The following is an 18512-nucleotide window of genomic DNA, read 5'->3' as shown; positions in this document are numbered from 1 at the left end:
CTTCACTTAATAGCAATTTCCCTCCGCAAGCCTTTGCGTGAGACACACCTTTACGGGAAAATACGCCCCCATTTTGTCGCTGCGGGAAGCGCCTGTAGAGCACCCCGCGGCCATCCGAAAATCAGAGAGTTCTTCCTATGTCTTCTACTCCCTCTCGCACAGACAAGGCCAATGCTATTCGCGCCCTGTCTATGGACGCCGTCCAGAAAGCCAACAGCGGCCACCCCGGTGCGCCTATGGGTATGGCGGATATCGCCGAAGTGCTGTGGAATGACTACCTGAAGCACAATCCAGCCAACCCCGAGTGGGCCGACCGCGACCGCTTTGTGCTCTCCAACGGCCACGGTTCCATGCTGCTGTACTCGCTGCTGCACCTGTCCGGTTACGACCTGCCGATCGAAGAGCTGAAAAATTTCCGCCAGATGCATTCCAAAACTCCGGGCCACCCGGAGTACGGTTATGCGCCGGGCGTAGAAACCACTACCGGCCCTCTCGGCCAGGGTATTACCAATGCCGTTGGCATGGCATTGGCTGAAAAAGTATTGGCGGCACAGTTCAACCGTCCGGGTTACGAGCTGGTCGACCACCACACCTATGTATTTATGGGTGACGGCTGTTTGATGGAAGGTGTTTCCCACGAAGCCTGCTCCCTGGCCGGCACCCTGGGCCTGGGCAAACTGATCGCCTTCTATGACGACAACGGCATTTCCATCGACGGAGAAGTCGAAGGCTGGTTTACCGACGACACGCCCAAGCGCTTTGAATCCTATGGCTGGCACGTAATCCCCAATGTGGATGGCCACGACGCCACCGCCATTAAAGCCGCCATCGAAGAGGCCCGCACGAACAGCGATAAGCCAACCATTATTTGTTGTAAAACCGTGATCGGCTTCGGCTCCCCCAACAAGCAGGGCCGCGAAGAATGCCATGGCGCACCTCTGGGTGACGATGAAATCTCCCTGGTACGCGAAACCCTCGGCTGGGCCCACGCCCCCTTCGAAATCCCCGCGGAGATCTATGCCGACTGGGACGCCAAACCCAAAGGTGAAGCCCAGGAAGACGAGTGGAAAGACATTTTCGCCGACTACCGCGAAGAGTTCCCCGAGCTGGCTGCCGAATTCGAGCGCCGTATGCGCGGCGAACTGCCCGCAGACTTTTTTGCAAAGGCCGATGACTATATTCAGCAGTGCCAGGACGATGCGCAGAAAATCGCCTCGCGCAAGGCGAGCCAGAATGCACTGAACGCCTACGGTCCACTGCTGCCTGAATTCCTCGGTGGTTCCGCCGACCTGGCCGGCTCCAACCTCACCATCTGGTCCGGCTCCAAGGGCGTCAGCGCAGAAGATGCCTCCGGCAACTACGTCTACTACGGCGTGCGTGAGTTCGGCATGAGCGCCATGATGAACGGCATCGCCCTGCACGGCGGTTTCGTCCCCTATGGCGCCACTTTCCTGATGTTTATGGAATACGCCCGCAACGCCGTGCGCATGGCCGCACTGATGAAGCAGCGCGTGATCTTTGTCTACACCCACGACTCCATCGGCCTTGGTGAAGATGGACCCACTCACCAGCCAGTTGAGCAGCTGAGCGCTTTGCGTTCTACCCCCAATCTGCACACCTGGCGCCCCTGCGACGCCACCGAATCCGCGGTGAGCTGGAAAATGGCTATCGCCCGTAAAAATGGCCCCAGCACCCTAGTGTTCAGCCGTCAGGGCCTGGCGCCGCAACCCCGCAATGCCGCACAGCTGGCCCAGGTAGAGAAAGGCGGCTATGTACTGTCCGACTGCGACGGCACCCCGGAAGCGATCATTATCGCCACCGGCTCTGAGGTGGAACTGGCCATGGCCGCCCAAGAGAAGCTCGCGGGCAAGAAGGTGCGTGTGGTTTCCATGCCCTGCGCCGAAGCCTTTATGGAGCAGGACGAGTCCTACCGCGAATCGGTACTGCCCTCCGCCGTGCGCGCACGCGTGGCCGTAGAGGCCAGCCACCAGGATTACTGGTATAAGTTCGTCGGCTTTGACGGCGCCATTATCGGCATGAGCAGCTTCGGTGAGTCCGCCCCCGGCGGCGAGCTGATGCGTCACTTCGGTTTCACCGTGGAAAATGTGGTGGAAACCGTCGAGAAAGTGCTGAACTAATTTCAGCACTCTAGCCGGGCGCCCCTTGCACACAATATCGCGAGGGGCGTCTCGGCTACGCCTTCAATTCCTATCCGGCATGTACCGCTATGACCACCCGACTCGCCATTAATGGCTATGGCCGTATCGGCCGCTCCGTTCTGCGCGCTCTGTACGAATCCGGCGCCCGCGATACCCTACAGATTGTCGCCATCAACGAGCTGGCAGACTGCGCTACCATCGGCCACCTTACCAAGTACGATTCGGTACACGGTCGCTTCGCCGGTGATGTCTCAGTGAAAAATGACACACTAACAGTTAATGGCGATTCCATCGCAGTTACGCATTTCGAGCGTTTGGAAGACCTGAATTGGCGCGAAGAAAATGTCGATATCGTGCTTGAATGCACCGGTAGTTTTAAAGAGCGGCGCTGTGCCGAACTGCACTTGGCCGCAGGGGCAAAAAAAGTTTTATTCTCCCAGCCCGCCAGCCGCGATGTGGATGCCACCATTGTTTATGGGGTTAACGATCACACCCTGAACGGCAATGAAACTATTATTTCTGCCGCCTCCTGCACCACCAATTGCAGCGTGCCGGTAATCGCAGCGCTCGACAAGGCGTTTGGTATAGAAGCGGGCGTGCTGACCACCATCCACTCCGCCATGAACGATCAGCCGGTAAGCGATGCCTATCACCACACCGATTTAAGAAAAACACGCTCCGCCATTACCTCAATTATTCCCGTCGACACCGCACTGGCCCGCGGCATCGAGCGCATATTGCCGCACTTATTTGGAAAGTTCGAAGCCCAGGCTATGCGCGTACCCACGGTCAATGTCTCCGCTATTGATCTATCGGTTCAATTACAAAAAGACGTAAGTCAAAGTGAGATCAACGCTTTACTAAAATCCACAGCTGCGACCGAGTTTAAAGGCGTACTCGGCTTCACCGAAGAACCCCTCGCCTCCTGCGACTTTAATCACGACCCGCGCTCGGGAATTATTGATGCCAGCCAGACACGGGTTGCCGGCGGAAAATTAGTGAAGATATTGATTTGGTTTGATAATGAATGGGGGTTTGCGAATCGGATGTTGGATGTGGCCAGAGAATTAACCCAAAAGAATACCTCCCATTAGGGCTAAAAAAGCCATTTACTTCTAGCACTAAAATACCGATTTTGCGTTAATAGGAAAATCGACACCTAATAAATATCAGCTCCAAGTATAGAGCTCACCAACTTAGCATGCTCTGGATAAGGACAATAAAGGCAGAAAATCCTTACCGCCCTAACTTGTTGATAGTGATAGGATCAGGTTTGACCCTTCTTATGGTTAGAAAAATTCCCAATAAAAACCCTTTACCAAGAAAGGGTCGTCTAAGAAATTTTTATATTAATCATGTAAAATGCAACTCATTTCATCTAGCCCTCCTTGCTTTATCTCTGAGTTTGACTGGCGATATTCATCCCCCAACTGGCGTAAACGTTCTTCGCGATTAACCTTACTTAAATCCCCCAACCTTTGCGCAGCATTATAAAAAGCCTCCCAACTACCACTATCCAAATAAAGCTGCTTAAAGGCCGGCACCTGGGATTCATATTCGGCGGCTAGAGCCAGGGTGGCATTATTCGTTTTTTCGATGTAGCTCTGGTAGCGAGTTGGATTGGGCCAGTTTGCAGATAGCTTTCTATAGCATTGGCGTAATCGGGATAAAACCCGGGCTTTTTGTTCGTGCTTTAAATCATCTGGCTGTGAAGATTGATAGACTGTTTGTAATTGGCTGCGTGCGGCTGCCATCAATTGACGCACAGACAAGGTTTCTGCGCGGGCCTGAGCTGCGGAGCTGACCAGGCCCTGAATACTGAGCCAGCCGGGTAGGGCAATTTCTGAGACGGCGGTGGCAAAGCTCTCGTTGAACTGGGTATCACCGGAGATATAAACCCTTCTATGGGCCAGCTCATGAAATAAAAGACCGGCTAGGCGTTCCTGAGACCAATTAACAAAACTGGATAATATTGGGTCGTTAAACCAACCGAGGGTGCTGTAAGCGGGCACCGCGCCCAGATATACATCATAGCCCTGTCCACGCAGTTGATTCGCTTTTGCCTCTGCCGCAGACTTGCGAAAATAACCTCGGTAGCTGGCGCAGCCAGCGATAGGGTAACACCAGCGCTTAGGCTCAAGGGAAAACTCCGGCGCTGCCAGGACATTCCAAATCGGGTAGGTGTCATCTAACTGTACATAAGCGTTATAGGCATCACCTACCGGCAGTTGCAAAACTTCAGCTGCATAGGCACGAATCTGCAATACCAGTTGTAGCTGCTGTTGTAATTGCTCACTGGTACCCGGTTCATTAATGACTTTTTCTATCGGCTGACGCCCAGACAAAATACGCCACTGGCCGGAAGCTGCTTGGGCGTAATACCCGACGGTTTCACACCCCGCCAAATACAGTGGGATGATAAGCAGCCATAAGCGCAAATTAAGCCATTTTTTTGGCAGGCCCGTGACAAGCAATCTGCTATACACTTCCTTTCCTATTGTCATTTTAATGTGATCTGGCCAGGGCCTTTTCTTCCCCTTCAATAGCCTCTAAGGGTTATAGCATGATGCCAGTTAGCGCGGTTCTGACAGTATTTGCCCTGGCTTTTGCCGCCATTGCATGGCTGCGATTAGTGAAAGTGTGCTTTGACGACAGCACTATAGCTGGATTCCTCGCTCTTTTTATACCTCCCTTGGCACTCATGCTGCTTCTCCCTCGCTGGCGCCAGGAGCAGGAGTTATATCTACTATGGGGCGCAGCACTTGCCTGCCTGCTATTAAGTTTTGTGCTGCACTGATGAAAAAATTCCCTATGCTCTAAAGCGCATATATGAACCTAGCTAACTCTACCAAGCAAAATACCGGTCAGTCGCAGTACTGCACCTTTTCCTTTAGGAAAAGTAGCCCCCTAAGAACACCAGCACTTGGTATCGGCTTATATACGCCCAGCCAGAGACCACCGAACCTCCTCTTCTCCAGTAACTCAAGCCCAGTTGATTTAGGTCAAGAGGTTTGTAGCACAACGCCATACACTGCATAACTGAAGCATTGGCGTACTGGAGAGAAAGATGGATGCCTTAATTGATCTATTTACCAGCTTTTCCGGCTTGCTCAGTCTGGCCGTAATCGGGTTTATATTCCTGATGGCATTCTATTTTTATCGACTGGTTAGCAACAATGTGGAAAAAGCAGTAGCGGAGCAGGAAAAGAAAGAGCGCGCTGCAGCCACACGTGTCAATAAAACGGCGGCTGCATCTCGCTAATACCTGGGGTCTCAGGGTAGTACCATTGCCGCAAGTTTTTTGCGGCGTAGGCGGTTATTTTAAGAAACAGGAGTTTTTGATCTTAATCGCTAATTTCCTCAGCTGACCGTTTGGTTTTTGTTGCGATGGGGGCTTGCCAGTAGTGGCGCAAAAACCAATATCGTTCGGCTTTTTATTGCATGGAACGCAGACTGTCTATCCACAACCAGCTCTGTTTGAGAGCACGGCGTTGGATTTTGGTTAGGGCAGGTAAAACAACAGGGCGACTGCCCCGGCTGCGAAAGCAGTCGGGGCATTTTATTGCGCAAGCAAAATGTTGATTTGAAAAACTACTTCGAGCCGTTTAACTGATGGCGGAAATGTAATTTTTTAAAAATCCGCAAATCAAGACTGCTCAGCTTGCTCTTTCGACCGGCGCGATGTAATCCAGCGACCAAACAATATTCCCACCTCAAACAGCAACCACATGGGTACGGCCAGTAGGGATTGGGAGATAACATCCGGTGGGGTGAGCAACATACCGATCAGGAAGCAGCCCACAATCACATAGGGACGTTTGCTCCCCAGGGTTTTGGCATCCACTGCGCCACTCCAAATCAATAACACCGTGGCGATAGGGATCTCGAAAGCGAAGCCGAAGGCAAAAAATAACTTCAATACTAAATCCAGATAGCTGCGCATATCCGGCATAACTTTGATATCGGCGTGGGCCGAGCCAACAAAGAAATCAAATAAAATAGGAAACACTACAAAATAGGCAAAGGCCACACCGGCGTAAAACAAAAATACGCTGGTGACCAAGATTGGAATCGCAATACGTTTTTCATTTTTATAAAGACCGGGAGCTATAAAAGCCCAGGCCTGATAGAGCACAAAGGGAATGGCGATAAAAAACGATACAATAAAGGTGGTCTTAAATGGCGTAAGAAAGGTGGAAGTCACCTCTGTGGCAATCATGCCTGCATCGCCGACCAAACGTTCCTGTAGCGGATTGGCAATAAAGTTGTAGATATCCGAGGCAAAGGGTACCAGGCAGGCGAACAAAACCACTACAACCAGTAAAGTGCGCAGCAGCCGATCCCGCAGCTCGATCAGGTGATCGATAAAGGGCTGATGGCTGTCTTGTGATTGATCGCTCATGGTTGCTTGTCTTTTTCCTCTTGCGACTCTTTTTCTAGGTCTTTAGGCGTATTTTCCGGGTGCTCCGGATTCAGTTCGGGATCACCTAAATCGTGCCAGTGCTCCGGGTATTCCGGGTCCTGCAACTCTTCAACGGTTTCATCCTGCTCCGGTAAATAGTCTTCTTTTTCCGCGCGCGGGTGATCGGGCTCCTGGGGCACTTTGGCTGGAGCTTTTTCCTTAGGTTTGGCCGACTCGCTGGGCTGGGGCTCCTCCTGCTGCTGCAGGGATTCATTCACCTCGCGGTTAGCCTCACTAAAGGTACGCTCCATTTCCCGGCGACTCTCCTCAATCTCCTTGAGGATGCGCTCATTGTGCAGTTCTCGGCGGATATCGTCGGCACCGACTTCCCGTTCCAGTTCCTCACGCGCACCTTGCAAGGTTCGCTTCAGGCCAGACCACCAGCGCGCTGTCGTGCGGATGGCATCGGGCAGGCGCTCCGGGCCCACCACAAGCAGTGCCACTACCGCGACCAGTAGTAGTTCAAAAAAGCCAATATCAAACACGGGGCATTACTCGCGTTAACAGTGCAGAATTATTTGTCCTGGGACTGCTTGTCTTTTTCTTTCGAGGTGCTGCCCTGTTGCGGCTTTTCTTCCTCATCGTGCTGAAGACGCTCAGGGTCTTTGTCTTTATCTTTGTCCTCATCCTTATCATCGTCCTTCACCGCTTTGCGGAAGCCTTTCAGTGCACCGCCCAGATCACCACCGAGGTTTTTCAAGCGCTTGGTTCCGAAAAGCAGCAGGACAATGACCAAGATAATCAACAGCTGCCAGATGCTAATTCCACCGAATCCCATAATTGTCTCCATGTCATTTAATACGGCAGCCGATTTGCATTGCCATTGGCCACCATGGGTAAAACCACAAATTATCAGAGGACTGTTACGCCAGTCCTTCCAACTGAATTCTTATCCCTCTTTACTGCGGGATGCCTTTTCCTCCAGGCCAGAGAGGCCAAAGCGTCGACCCAGTTCACGCACTACATCCTGGGAGTCCGCTCCCAGGTGCGAAAGCATCACTAATGAGTGAAACCAGAGATCCGCCGTCTCGGCGATCATATCCCGGTTGTCGCCACTGGCCTGCGCATCTTTGGCGGCGAGAATTGTTTCGGTGGCTTCCTCGCCCACCTTTTCCAGTATTTTGTTGAGCCCCTTCCTATGCAGGCTAGCCACATAGGATTTATCGGCATCCTCTGCGCACTTGCGGCTCTCTAGAACCGCATCGAGTTGTTGCAGCAGATCACTCATTTCCGGGCTCACTTGTAGATGGCTTTGGGGTCTTGCAATACCGGTTGGCTAACGCGCCATTCACCGTCCTGCAAGAGGTTGTAAAAACAGCTACTACGGCCCGTATGGCAAGCAATTCCGCCCTCTTGCTCAACCATTAACAGCACGGTGTCACCGTCACAGTCGAGGCGAATCTCGCGTATTTTCTGTAGGAAGCCGGATGACTCCCCTTTGCGCCACAGGCCCTTGCGGGAACGCGACCAGTAGACCGCATAGCCCTCGCTAGCGGTCAGTGCCAGAGACTCGCGATTCATCCACGCCATCATCAGCACGCGACCGCTTTTAAAATCCTGGGCAATGGCGGGTACCAGGCCATCGCTGTTCCAGCTGACCTGATCAATAAAGCCGCTTGCTGGCACAGCTTGAGTCAATGTCTCTTCCATCAGAATTCCAAGTGTAGGCCGGCGCGACGCCGGCAAAATACTGCCGCCAGTGTCATTAGGGCCAGAGCAGTAAAATCAGGGCTGCGATGCCCAATACCCAACCAGAGGGTGGCAACTGCTCCAGCCACTGCGGCCGGCTTAAGGCCAGGGCGCCTACAGCGAGCAGTACACCGCCGAGCCGACGCAAATACTGCCAGCGCCCACGGCGCTGACTACTCGCCAGTTTTTCACCGATATTTTCCAGTTGTGGCGCCAATTCCCGCGACTGCTCAAGGGCTGAATAGACCAATTGCGGCATCTGTGGAAACTTCTCCAACCACTCGGGACCGTAGCGCTTGATCTCGCCCACCAGTGTTTTGGGGTGGATGCGTTCACGCATCCAACGCTCCAAAAATGGATGAGCAGTCTTCCACAGATCCAATTCCGGATAAAGCTGGCGTCCCAAACCCTCGATATTCAACAGGGTCTTCTGCAATAACACCAACTGTGGCTGCACCGCCATATCGAAGCGTCGCGCAGTCTGGAACAAGCTGATCAATACCCGCGCAAAGGAAATCTCCCCCAGCGGCTTCTCAAAGATCGGCTCGCACACGGCGCGAATTGCCGCCTCGAAGGCGTTTACAGGGGTATCCGCACGAACCCAGCCACTCTGTACATGCAGCTCCGCCACCATGCGGTAATCGCGCCGGAACATGGCGAGCAGGTTGCGCGCCAGGTAGTACTGATCTTCTCGCGACAAGCTGCCGACAATGGCGGTGTCGATGGCGATATACTGCGGACGCTGCGGGTGTTCCCGGGAGACAAAAATATTGCCCGGGTGCATATCCGCGTGGAAAAAGTTGTATTCAAAAACCTGCTTGAAGAAGATCTCCACGCCGCGCTCGGCCAACAGCGGCATATTGGTATCCTGCTCGCGCAGCTGCGCTAAATCAGTGACAGGAATACCATTGATACGCTCCAGCACCAGCACGTTTTCGCGGGTGTAATCCCAGTAAACTTGGGGGATATATAGCAGTGGGGAATCAGTGAAATTACGCCGCAACTGGGTGCCGTTGGCCGCCTCGCGGGTTAAATCCAACTCGCCCTCGATGGTATGACGGTAGTCTTCCACCACTTCCACCGGGCGCAGACGCCGGCCCTCTGGCACGAAGCGTTCGATAGCCCGGGCAATCACCCGCAACAGGCGCAAATCTTCCTGAATCACTTCGCCGATGCCCGGGCGCAACACCTTGACCACGACTGACTCGCCGCTGTTAAGCACGGCGGCGTGAACCTGTGCCACCGAAGCTGCCGCTAGGGGCTCGTGCTCAAAGCTGGCAAAGACTTCATCGACACTAGCGCCAAGGGCTTCCTCAATCAATGCGCGACACTGATCACTGGGGAAGGGCGGTACTTTGTCCTGTAGGTAGTCAAGCTGCTCAACCACATCTGGCGGCAACAAATCCGGGCGAGTGGAGAGCAGCTGACCGAATTTCACAAAGATCGGTCCCAGCTCTTCCAGGGCGCGGCGCAGTCGCTCGCCGCGCTCCATCTTTGGTTGCGGCAACAGTTTGAGGGGAGCCAGTAAGCCGCGCAGCCACAGGGGGCGGCGTTCGGCCGGTAATAACAGATCTAAGCGATGGCGCAGGAAAACCCGCGCGATGGTAACAGTACGGGATATAGGCAAGACTACTCGGCCTCCCCTCGGGAAAACTGTTCCTGCAGCAAGCGCACCCGCGCCTCCAGGCGCTCGGTGGCCAGGGACAACTCGGCGAGGTCATCCGCGAAGGCTTCAAATTGTGCCTGTGGAGGCGTCAACTGCCATTCCTCACTGATCGTCTCTGCCGCCGCAACCGGGGCGCGGCTGAGGCTGGCACTTAACCAGCTACCGGCACTGCGCAACACATCGCCGATGGAGTGGGCGGGAATATCGCCAATCACTTGCGCAAGCGGCGCCTCCCAGTCGATATCCAGGTCACTCATGATCCACTGCAACTCCGCCAGCAGGGCACTGGAGCCACTAATGGAGACACCCAGCGCCGCAGGCGTGGCATCGGGGTCCTTTAGTAGTCGCACCAGGGAAATAGCCGAGCCACTGATGGTGGTCGTTACATCTCCCTCCCAGTGCTGGCGCACGCGCACCTGATCGCCCTCGATACATAGACAGCATTGCAATTTCGGAGCCGTCAGGTCGAGCTCCATGGTTTTGCCGTCCAACTCCTGCAGGCGCGCTCGGGTCGCGGGATCGTATTGCAGGGCGGCATTAATAGCGGTTTCCAGCGCGGCATCAAAACCCGCGCGATAGGTGGGATCGCTCATGGTGGTTATTGGCCTCGTGCCATCACTTGGGAGTCAATCACGCCGGGCACCTCTCAGGGCTTGATGCCACGGTGCAACGCCACAATGCCACCGGTCATATTGTGAAATTCACAATCGACAAAACCGGCATCCACCATCATCTGTTTGAGCGTTTCCTGATCCGGGTGCATACGGATGCTCTCCGCCAGGTAGCGGTAACTCTCCGCATCGTTGGCCACCAGCTTGCCCATAAATGGCAGCAGACGGAACGAGTATTGATCGTAGACTTTTTCCAACAACTTCGATTCTGGCTTGGAGAATTCCAATACCAGTAAACGCCCACCGGGTTTCAGTACCCGCAACATGGAGCGCAGTGCCAGGTCTTTATCGGTGACATTGCGCAGGCCAAAGGCGATGGTGATACAGTCGAAGGTATTGTCCGGAAAGGGCAGGAACTGGGCGTCCGCCTGTACCGGCACTACGTTGCCGGCGATGCCGCGATCGAGCAGGCGGTCGCGGCCAACCCGCAACATCGATTCATTAATATCCGCCAACACCACCTGACCACTGGCGCCCACAATACGCGAGAAACGCGCGGTGAGATCGCCAGTGCCCCCGGCGATATCCAGGATTTTCTGTCCCGGTCGCGCACCGGACAATTCAATAGTGAAACGCTTCCAGAGGCGGTGGATACCCCCGGACATCAGGTCGTTCATTACGTCGTAACGCGCCGCCACTGAGTGGAACACTTCCGCCACACGACCGGCCTTTTCCTCCACCGGGACCTCTTGGTAGCCGAAGTGGGTGGTCTTGCGATCCTTCATACTGTGCTGCCTGCTGAGCCAAATTCAGTGCGCCATTGTACATCGACCAAGCCGGCGGAACAGCGCCCATGATTCCCCCAGCGGCAACTCACTAAAATTAATTCACACAAGAGTAACAACGGGACCCAGGGTTCTTTCATGGATTACCGGCTCGATAGCGACACGCCCGTTGTAGTGAGTCTGCGCCGTGCAGCACGCACAGAAATACACGCCGCCAACGGTAATGCCCAGTTGTTGCCAGATGAGCACGCCGTGCACGAACTGCGCAAACACTGCAAGAAACTGCGCGCCCTGCTGCGCCTGATTTACCCGAATAAAAATCCACTGTTCCGCCGCGAGAACGATCGCTACCGGAAATTGGCACGATGCCTGTCAGCTGGCCGCGACCTGGTCTCCATGCGCACCGCGCTTCTCACCCTGGCTCCACCCAATCACTTTGAAAAAACGCATAGGGTACTGCGTCAGATACAGCAGTCACTGCGAGACGAAGAGCATCTTATTCGGGTCGAAGGGTTGTTGAATGAAGCGCGGGAGAGCATTGAAGAATGGCCCCTGCACGATATTCGCTGGGGTGATATCGATGCCGGATATTTACGTGGCTACCAGCGCGCGCGCAAAGCCTGGCTGGAAGCACGAGAAGGAGACAACGCCCATCAACTGCACCAATTGCGCAAAAGAGTAAAAGATCACTGGTACCACAGCCGCCTACTCAGAGAGAGGCACCCCCAATCTGTAGCGCTACGCTGTGAACCGCTAAAACAACTCGCGCAACTATTGGGAGACTGGCGCGATCTCTACCTGCTCTGCCGTTTTGCCATCACGGTTGGAGAACCATTGGGGAAAGAGTTAATCAAGCTTTTAGAAATGTGCGACTGGCACAAGGTGCGATTGCGCTTGGAAATAGAAAAAGGCTGCGCTGAGTTCTTCGCCCACAAAATACTTGTGATCTAAGTTGAGCAGGCATGCAGGCATAAAGGGATTCGAGATTATTCGTCATAAAAACGAAAAAGGCGCGGGAGTATTTCCCGCGCCTGAAGATCGCCGATTTATTGGGCGCTCTGCTCCAGCAGGCCGCCGGCACGAGCCATCACATGGAACAGGTAGTTCTGCTCATTGGTGCCGCTCACCAGATGGGCACCGGGTCCGCGGGCCCAGACGCCTACATCTTCGCCAGCATGAGATTCACTACTCATAGGAACCAGGGCATCCTGCTGGTAGTCCAGCGCAGCAGTATCCGTGCTGAGCAAGTTCAGACGCGATCCACTACCACCAGCGCTGTAGCCCGGGCCATTAGCATAGCTAAGAGTGGTGTAGGGCAGGCCATCTTCGGCCAGAGCGTGAGCATTTTCCGCTTCACCACTGCTGTCATTGCTAATTACTTTGCCGAGAATTGGGTTACCACGTGTCGGGTATCCCGCGATGGTCATTACGTGGCTATGATCCGCAGTGACAATAATTAGGGTGTCCTCTGCACTGGTATTATCCATGGCATACTGAATCGCATTGGCAAACTCCACCGCATCCGTCAGAGCGCGATGTGCGTTGCCTGCGTGGTGGCCGTGGTCGATACGACCGGATTCCACCATCAGGAAGTAGCCATCCTCATTTTTTTGCAACATCTCGAGACCTTTGGCGGTCATTTCTGACAGAGAGGGCTCGCCGGCAGTGTCGTCCTCACGAACAGCCTCATATTCCATGTGTGAGGAATTAAACAGACCAAACAGCTTGTCAGTTGCGGCGGCATCCACGGCTTCAAAAGCGGTAGTCTCTTCAACGTAAGCAATATTGCTAACGCCATCGTCGTAGCGGGCCTTCCATTCATCAACTAAATTACGCCCGTCTTCGCGAAGTCCGCCTTTCCCTTCGATATCTGTAACATTACTAGGCAAAAAGTTACGACGACCACCCCCCATAACGACATCAATACCATCACCAGCTTCAAACTCAATCAGCTGAGCGGCAATGTCCATACAACCATCCGGGGCGGTTTCTTCCCAGCCGCGCTCAGGCACCTTGGCATAGGTGGCTGCCGGAGTCGCGTGGGTGATGCGTGCAGTACTGATAATACCGGTGCTCTTGCCCAAGTCTTCAGCCAATTCGATCGCAGTGGTCAGTGGATACTCCAAGCTGGCAGCACAGTCACCGCGCGCAACATTTTGTGCAACACTCAGCACACCGGCCTTGGTTTTCACACCGGTCATCAACGCGGACATGGTGCCAGCGGAATCTGGGGTCTGCTGGTTGGTATTGTAGGTTTTGACCAGACCGGCAAATGGCATCCTCTCAAAGCTCAGCTGGTATTCCTCACCATCAAGGCCCTGCTGTTGGCCGGCCAGAATACGCGCGGCGGTAACTGTAGAAATACCCATACCGTCGCCGACAAATAGGATAATATTCTTCGCAGCACCAGGGGTGTTGTTAATTTCTTCAGCGCCCGCCTCTTTGATAGCCTGCTGGGCTTCCTGGAACCAGCTGCTGCTGCTTTGAGCGGAGGAAACTCCTACGTATGCTTTCTCATCGGGTAATTCCACTACGTCGTCAGAATTTGAGTTGTCATCGCTACAGGCGGTGGCCAGCAGGGCGACAGAGAAAGCCAATATTGTCTTCTTAAAATGTCTCATGGTGAATTACCCCCAGTTATTCTTCTGTCAGCGACAGGTCGGTCGCAGTAGTCATCACGTGGAATACTGCGCTTTGCTCCAGGCTACCTTGTACCAGCTCAGCGCCAGCGCCAATAGCGTGCAGACTGATGTCCTCACCGGCATGACTCTCTGACTCCAGATGCACCAGCGCCTCTTGGTGGAAGCCTGGCGCTTCGGTATCCACCTTGGAGAGATCCTTACGTCCGGTATCAGCGGCGATTTTGTATCGCTCATCCGCGTCGGTATTTTCACCCAGATCGGCAAAGCCCAGGCCATTGGCATAGTTCAACGTGGTGTAGGGTTTGCCGTCCGCAGCAAGACCCACTTCCGATTGCGCTGCACCGGTGCTGTCATTCTCAACCACTTTACCGAGAATCGGGTTACCGCGTGTCGGGTAGCCGGCGATAGTCATCACATGGCTGTGATCTGCGGTCACCAGGATCAGAGTGTCCGCCAGGTCTACTTTATCCAGGGCAACCTGAACCGCATCGGCAAAAGCGATCGCATCGTGTAAAGCGTTGTAGGCATTGCCGGCGTGGTGGCCGTGGTCTATTCGCCCGGACTCTACCATCAGGAAGTAGCCATCGCTGTCTTTTTCCAACAGCTCAATGGCGGTATCGGTCATCTCGGCGATGCTCGGCTCATCGCTACCCTTAAAGATGCGGTCTGCATCGTAACTCATGTGACTGCCGGTGAAGAGCCCCAGTAATTTATTGGTAGAGGCGATATCAACACCTTTCAGCTCGGAACCGCTGCTTACATACACAGCAGTTTGATCACCATCATAGCGCTCCAACCATTCACTGGTCAGGTCGCGACCATCTTCACGCTTGCCGCCATTGTCAATGGTCACAAAGCTGCGGCGGCCGCCACCTAGCATGACATCAATACCATCACCAGCAGCCATCTCAACCATTTGCGAGGCGATATCGGAACAATTACCTTCGGCATCATACTCCCAGTTGCGCTCGGGGCTGCGGGAGTAAGTCGCTGCAGGCGTGGCGTGGGTCAGGCGCGCTGTGGAAACAATGCCGGTGGCTTTTCCACGGCTCTCCACCATTTCCAGGAAGGTATTCAATTCCCTACCTTCGGTGCTGGCACAATCGCCACGCAGTGCGTCGCCGTCGATATTGATTATACCGGCGCGAGTTTTTACACCTGTCATCATCGCAGTCATGGTGCCGGCGGAGTCCGGGGTCTGCTGGTTGGTGTTATAGGTTTTGATTAAGGCGGTATGCGGGAACTCTTCGAAGGAAAGGGCATTTTCTTCACCGCTTTCGCCGGCCAGCTGGCCTTCAAGGATGCGGGCAGCGGTCAGGGTGGATATTCCCATACCGTCGCCCACAAACAGGATGACGTTTTTTGCAGTTTTGGCTTCACGGGAGAGAGAAGTGCGTTCTTCCAGGCGATCGGATGCCTCAGTGAACCAGTCGCTATTGGTTTGGTAATCGGGCAGGCTCGCGGCAGAAACTGCAGAAGCGAGAGGGATCAAACAAAAGGCGCTGAGTGCGCGGGCAAGTTTTTTTGCCACGGTGGGCCTCCGGAACTCGTGAATTTGGCGAGCATTAGAGTCCGGAAATATGACAAAAGAATTACGCGCCGATTAACATCTTGTTTTCTTTGTCAAAAATATTGTGCGCTTGTCACAACAATAAAAAGCAGCCGCGCAATTGTTACAGTATTGCGAAAAAATGCAGAGAATTATTGTTTTTTCTCGCTTTTTTAATGCTTTGTAGGGAAAGTAAAGTGCGCCACTGAAGGGCGCACTTGGCAACTAACCGATAAATTTCACCACACTTTCATCCGGGTCACGCCCTTTACCCGCCGCGCGCAAGCGCTCCAGATAGGCCTCCCAATTGATGGTGTATTTTTCAGCCAGTTCACGCAAATATTCCCAGGTGTAAATGCCGGTGTCATGGCCGTCATCGAAATTGATTTTCAGGCCGTAACGACCGGCGGCTTCGACCCTGTCGATACCCACATGGATTTTTCCATCCACCAGCAGGGCGGGGCTATTGCCGTGGCCGCGCACCTCGGCGCTGGGGGAGTAGACACGCAGATACTCTGCCGACAGGCTGAACTCGCCATCGGCAAACAGCAATTGCAGGGTTTTCTCTGCGCGATTTAATCGTATTTTTTGCGGTTTCATTTACAGGATAAAACGCGAAAGGTCCTCGTTTTGGCTCAGCTCACCCAGGTGGCTGTCCACATAAGCCGCATCGACATTGAGTGACTTGTCGGCGTCGCCGGCATCGAAGGAAACTTCCTCCAGCAGGCGCTCAAGCACCGTGTGCAAACGGCGTGCGCCGATATTCTCGGTGCGTTCATTCACTTCGTAAGCCACTTCGGCGATACGACGAATGCCGTCTTCGGTAAATTGCAGTTCCAAACCCTCTGTCGCCAGCAAAGCCTTCTGCTGTTCAGTCAGAGACGCGGAGGGTTCGGTGAGAATACGCTCAAAGTCGGCGGAAGTCAGCGAGCTCAGCTCCACGCGAATCGGCATACGCCCCTGCAACTCGGGAATCAGGTCCGAGGGCTTGGACAGGTGGAAGGCACCGGAGGCGATAAACAGAATATGGTCTGTCTTGATCATGCCGTACTTGGTGTTGACAGTGCTGCCCTCGATCAGCGGCAACAGGTCGCGCTGCACCCCTTCACGGGAGACATCGGCGCCGCCGCTTTCCTGGCGCTTGGCCACCTTGTCGATCTCATCGATAAAGACAATGCCATTTTGTTCGGCAGCGCGAATCGCGCGGGTTTTGATATCTTCATCGTTCACCAGCTTGGCGGCTTCCTCATCGGTAAGCTGTTTCATCGCCTGCTTGACCGGCAGCTTGCGCTTGCGGGTCTTGCCCTGGGACATATTCGAGAACATACCCTGCAGCTGGTTGGTCATTTCCTCCATACCCGGAGGGGCCATAATCTCCACCCCCATGGGCGCGGCGGCCATATCGATTTCCACTTCTTTGTCGTCCAACTCGCCCTCGCGCAGCTTCTTGCGGAATAACTGGCGGGTGCTGGAATCCTTGTCGTTCGGCTCGGTCGAGCGCGCCGGTGGCAGCAGGGCGTCGAGGATACGTTCCTCGGCTGCATCCATAGCGCGCTGTTGCACGCCAGCCATGGCCAGTTCGCGCTCCTGCTTCACTGCCATCTCGACAAGATCACGCACGATAGATTCTACATCGCGGCCAACATAGCCCACTTCGGTGAACTTAGTCGCTTCAACCTTAATGAAAGGCGCATTGGCAAGCTTTGCCAGACGGCGTGCGATTTCGGTTTTACCCACACCGGTGGGGCCGATCATCAGGATATTCTTCGGGGTGATTTCGGCACGGAGATCCTCGCTCACCTGCATACGACGCCAGCGGTTGCGCAACGCAATCGCTACCGCGCGTTTGGCATCCTGCTGGCCAACGATGTGGCGATCGAGTTCATGGACGATTTCACGGGGGGTCATCTGGGACATACAAATTCCTGCAAAACGGTTGTGCGGGCCAGGTTGCAGCCCGCTGGACTCAGGTGCTTCTTCTGAGAGCGCCCGGTCAGTAAGTCAATTCTTCGATAGTGTTGTTGTGGTTGGTGTAGACGCAGATATCACCGGCAATTTTCAAGCCCTGCTCAACGATCGAGCGCGCGTCCATATCGGTATTGTCGAGCAGCGCGCGCGCCGCCGACTGGGCAAAGGGGCCGCCGGAACCGATAGCAATCAGGTCATCTTCCGGCTGAATCACATCGCCGTTGCCAGTCACAATCAAACTGGCGCTGTCATCTGCCACCGCTAATAGAGCTTCCAGGCGACGCAGGGCGCGGTCTGTGCGCCAGTCTTTGGCCAGCTCCACCGCAGCGCGGGTCAACTGGCCACCGTGGGCTTCCAGCTTGGCTTCAAAACGCTCAAACAGGGTGAAGGCATCGGCGGTGCCACCGGCAAAACCAGCGATAACCTTATCTTTATAAAGTCGGCGCACCTTGCGGGCATTGCCTTTCATAATGGTGTTGCCCAGAGACACCTGGCCGTCGCCGCCAATCACAACTTTGCCGTTGCGGCGACAGGATAAAATGGTGGTTCCGCGATACTGTTCCAATGGAGACCTCTCGGATTACGCGTGTACTGTGGCTGTGCAAGGCCTGTTGCCTTACGCGCCGGGAAATTTAGTCAGATTAGATAAGTGAGGACGGGACGTACCGATTTCAATAAGAGAAGGGCCAATTGCTATACTGAGAACCCGTCATCCATTGCGGATTCGCCTCTTGGCTCTGCTTCCCTCCCGCTACTTCAAGCCGCTTTTCACCTTGGTTATGACCTGCGTGATGTCGGGAGTAATCTCTGGGGCGATCACCTACTCCCACCAGGGATTTAGCGAAGGATTTCTGCCGATATGGGGCCGGGCCTGGTTACTGGCCTGGATAATTTCACTGGGATTGCCACCATTGATCAGACCGGTAATAAAAAGTCTGCTGGGCAAACTGGCGGCGCCAGACGAGGAATCCAGCGGTTGAT

20 protein-coding genes are annotated in these 18512 nt (G+C 54.4%); 6 read left to right on the top strand and 14 right to left on the bottom strand.

Translation table 11 applies throughout. The annotated features are described in order from the left end of the window. Nucleotides 1–137 precede the first annotated feature (137 nt). Complete coding sequence (gene tkt, locus ACJJH9_RS20850; protein ID WP_444923883.1) at nt 138–2138, top strand: transketolase; 2001 nt, start codon at nt 138–140, stop codon at nt 2136–2138. 89 nt (nt 2139–2227) lie between these two features. Next, the gene (gene gap / locus ACJJH9_RS20845) at nt 2228–3253 is read left to right on the top strand and encodes a type I glyceraldehyde-3-phosphate dehydrogenase (RefSeq protein ID WP_444923882.1); all 1026 of its coding nucleotides are present in this window, start codon (nt 2228–2230) and stop codon (nt 3251–3253) included. 255 nt (nt 3254–3508) lie between these two features. Here the strand turns inward: gap and ACJJH9_RS20840 are convergent, their stop codons facing one another. Beyond that, on the bottom strand, nt 3509–4645 hold the full coding sequence (locus ACJJH9_RS20840; protein WP_444923881.1) for an aminopeptidase: 1137 nt from the start codon (nt 4643–4645) through the stop codon (nt 3509–3511). A 77-nt stretch (nt 4646–4722) separates the two neighbouring features. Between ACJJH9_RS20840 and ACJJH9_RS20835 the strand changes: the two genes are divergently transcribed. Together ACJJH9_RS20835 and ACJJH9_RS20830 are read left to right on the top strand one after the other, a co-directional pair. Further along, on the top strand, nt 4723–4956 hold the full coding sequence (locus tag ACJJH9_RS20835) for a hypothetical protein (protein ID WP_152455765.1): 234 nt from the start codon (nt 4723–4725) through the stop codon (nt 4954–4956). A 270-nt stretch (nt 4957–5226) separates the two neighbouring features. After that, entirely contained in the window at nt 5227–5421 is a 195-nt protein-coding gene (locus ACJJH9_RS20830) for a DUF3149 domain-containing protein (protein WP_252083824.1), read from the top strand. A 384-nt stretch (nt 5422–5805) separates the two neighbouring features. On the opposite strand, the gene tatC is transcribed toward ACJJH9_RS20830, so the two are convergent. From tatC to ubiE, 8 genes are all read right to left on the bottom strand, one after another. Continuing rightward, nucleotides 5806–6561, bottom strand: a complete 756-nt coding sequence (gene tatC, locus ACJJH9_RS20825; RefSeq protein ID WP_252083825.1) for a twin-arginine translocase subunit TatC — start codon at nt 6559–6561, stop codon at nt 5806–5808. After that, on the bottom strand, nt 6558–7106 hold the full coding sequence (gene tatB / locus ACJJH9_RS20820; protein WP_444923880.1) for a Sec-independent protein translocase protein TatB: 549 nt from the start codon (nt 7104–7106) through the stop codon (nt 6558–6560). The genes tatC and tatB overlap by 4 nt, the downstream gene beginning before the upstream one ends. A gap of 29 nt (nt 7107–7135) precedes the next feature. Further along, a complete protein-coding gene (gene tatA / locus ACJJH9_RS20815) occupies nt 7136–7399 on the bottom strand; it encodes a twin-arginine translocase TatA/TatE family subunit (protein WP_252083828.1) in 264 nt (87 codons plus the stop codon). Between the two features lie 111 nt (nt 7400–7510). Continuing rightward, nucleotides 7511–7849, bottom strand: a complete 339-nt coding sequence (locus tag ACJJH9_RS20810) for a phosphoribosyl-ATP diphosphatase (protein ID WP_252083830.1) — start codon at nt 7847–7849, stop codon at nt 7511–7513. A gap of 8 nt (nt 7850–7857) precedes the next feature. Further along, nucleotides 7858–8271, bottom strand: a complete 414-nt coding sequence (gene hisI / locus ACJJH9_RS20805; RefSeq protein ID WP_444887548.1) for a phosphoribosyl-AMP cyclohydrolase — start codon at nt 8269–8271, stop codon at nt 7858–7860. A gap of 55 nt (nt 8272–8326) precedes the next feature. Continuing rightward, nucleotides 8327–9937, bottom strand: a complete 1611-nt coding sequence (ubiB, locus tag ACJJH9_RS20800; protein WP_444923879.1) for a ubiquinone biosynthesis regulatory protein kinase UbiB — start codon at nt 9935–9937, stop codon at nt 8327–8329. A 2-nt stretch (nt 9938–9939) separates the two neighbouring features. Next, nucleotides 9940–10569 (bottom strand): ubiquinone biosynthesis accessory factor UbiJ, encoded by a 630-nt coding sequence (locus ACJJH9_RS20795; protein WP_444923878.1) that lies wholly within the window; start codon nt 10567–10569, stop codon nt 9940–9942. Nucleotides 10570–10622: 53 nt separating this feature from the next. Further along, on the bottom strand, nt 10623–11372 hold the full coding sequence (gene ubiE / locus ACJJH9_RS20790) for a bifunctional demethylmenaquinone methyltransferase/2-methoxy-6-polyprenyl-1,4-benzoquinol methylase UbiE (RefSeq protein WP_444923877.1): 750 nt from the start codon (nt 11370–11372) through the stop codon (nt 10623–10625). A gap of 138 nt (nt 11373–11510) precedes the next feature. Here ubiE and ACJJH9_RS20785 point away from each other — a divergent pair, with 138 nt between their 5' ends. Next, a complete protein-coding gene (locus ACJJH9_RS20785; RefSeq protein WP_444923876.1) occupies nt 11511–12323 on the top strand; it encodes a CHAD domain-containing protein in 813 nt (270 codons plus the stop codon). A gap of 95 nt (nt 12324–12418) precedes the next feature. On the opposite strand, the gene ACJJH9_RS20780 is transcribed toward ACJJH9_RS20785, so the two are convergent. From ACJJH9_RS20780 to hslV, 5 genes are all read right to left on the bottom strand, one after another. After that, entirely contained in the window at nt 12419–13993 is a 1575-nt protein-coding gene (locus tag ACJJH9_RS20780; RefSeq protein WP_444923875.1) for an alkaline phosphatase, read from the bottom strand. Between the two features lie 16 nt (nt 13994–14009). Further along, the gene (locus ACJJH9_RS20775) at nt 14010–15545 is read right to left on the bottom strand and encodes an alkaline phosphatase (protein WP_444923874.1); all 1536 of its coding nucleotides are present in this window, start codon (nt 15543–15545) and stop codon (nt 14010–14012) included. A gap of 243 nt (nt 15546–15788) precedes the next feature. Beyond that, nucleotides 15789–16163: a gamma-butyrobetaine hydroxylase family protein gene (locus tag ACJJH9_RS20770; RefSeq protein WP_444923873.1), complete on the bottom strand. Its 375-nt coding sequence runs from the start codon at nt 16161–16163 to the stop codon at nt 15789–15791. Then, on the bottom strand, nt 16164–17480 hold the full coding sequence (hslU, locus tag ACJJH9_RS20765) for an ATP-dependent protease ATPase subunit HslU (RefSeq protein WP_444923872.1): 1317 nt from the start codon (nt 17478–17480) through the stop codon (nt 16164–16166). 76 nt (nt 17481–17556) lie between these two features. Beyond that, on the bottom strand, nt 17557–18096 hold the full coding sequence (gene hslV, locus ACJJH9_RS20760; RefSeq protein WP_252083840.1) for an ATP-dependent protease subunit HslV: 540 nt from the start codon (nt 18094–18096) through the stop codon (nt 17557–17559). 166 nt (nt 18097–18262) lie between these two features. Between hslV and ACJJH9_RS20755 the strand changes: the two genes are divergently transcribed. After that, nucleotides 18263–18511, top strand: coding sequence for a DUF2798 domain-containing protein (locus ACJJH9_RS20755; protein ID WP_252083842.1), 249 nt, complete (start codon nt 18263–18265; stop codon nt 18509–18511). Nucleotide 18512 lies beyond the last annotated feature (1 nt).

This window comes from Microbulbifer mixtoriginis (SeqCode) (assembly GCF_052466715.1).
This window is presented reverse-complemented; position numbering and strand designations above follow the sequence as displayed.

Coding starts and splice junctions, on each gene's coding strand:
- tkt (WP_444923883.1), top strand. CDS start 138: ATGTCTTCTACTCCCTCTCGCACAGACAAGGCCAATGCTATTCGCGCC.
- gap (WP_444923882.1), top strand. CDS start 2,228: ATGACCACCCGACTCGCCATTAATGGCTATGGCCGTATCGGCCGCTCC.
- ACJJH9_RS20835 (WP_152455765.1), top strand. CDS start 4,723: ATGATGCCAGTTAGCGCGGTTCTGACAGTATTTGCCCTGGCTTTTGCC.
- ACJJH9_RS20830 (WP_252083824.1), top strand. CDS start 5,227: ATGGATGCCTTAATTGATCTATTTACCAGCTTTTCCGGCTTGCTCAGT.
- tatC (WP_252083825.1), bottom strand. CDS start 6,561: ATGAGCGATCAATCACAAGACAGCCATCAGCCCTTTATCGATCACCTG.
- tatA (WP_252083828.1), bottom strand. CDS start 7,399: ATGGGATTCGGTGGAATTAGCATCTGGCAGCTGTTGATTATCTTGGTC.
- ACJJH9_RS20810 (WP_252083830.1), bottom strand. CDS start 7,849: ATGAGTGATCTGCTGCAACAACTCGATGCGGTTCTAGAGAGCCGCAAG.
- hisI (WP_444887548.1), bottom strand. CDS start 8,271: ATGGAAGAGACATTGACTCAAGCTGTGCCAGCAAGCGGCTTTATTGAT.
- ACJJH9_RS20795 (WP_444923878.1), bottom strand. CDS start 10,569: ATGAGCGATCCCACCTATCGCGCGGGTTTTGATGCCGCGCTGGAAACC.
- ubiE (WP_444923877.1), bottom strand. CDS start 11,372: ATGAAGGATCGCAAGACCACCCACTTCGGCTACCAAGAGGTCCCGGTG.
- ACJJH9_RS20785 (WP_444923876.1), top strand. CDS start 11,511: ATGGATTACCGGCTCGATAGCGACACGCCCGTTGTAGTGAGTCTGCGC.
- ACJJH9_RS20780 (WP_444923875.1), bottom strand. CDS start 13,993: ATGAGACATTTTAAGAAGACAATATTGGCTTTCTCTGTCGCCCTGCTG.
- ACJJH9_RS20770 (WP_444923873.1), bottom strand. CDS start 16,163: ATGAAACCGCAAAAAATACGATTAAATCGCGCAGAGAAAACCCTGCAA.
- hslU (WP_444923872.1), bottom strand. CDS start 17,480: ATGTCCCAGATGACCCCCCGTGAAATCGTCCATGAACTCGATCGCCAC.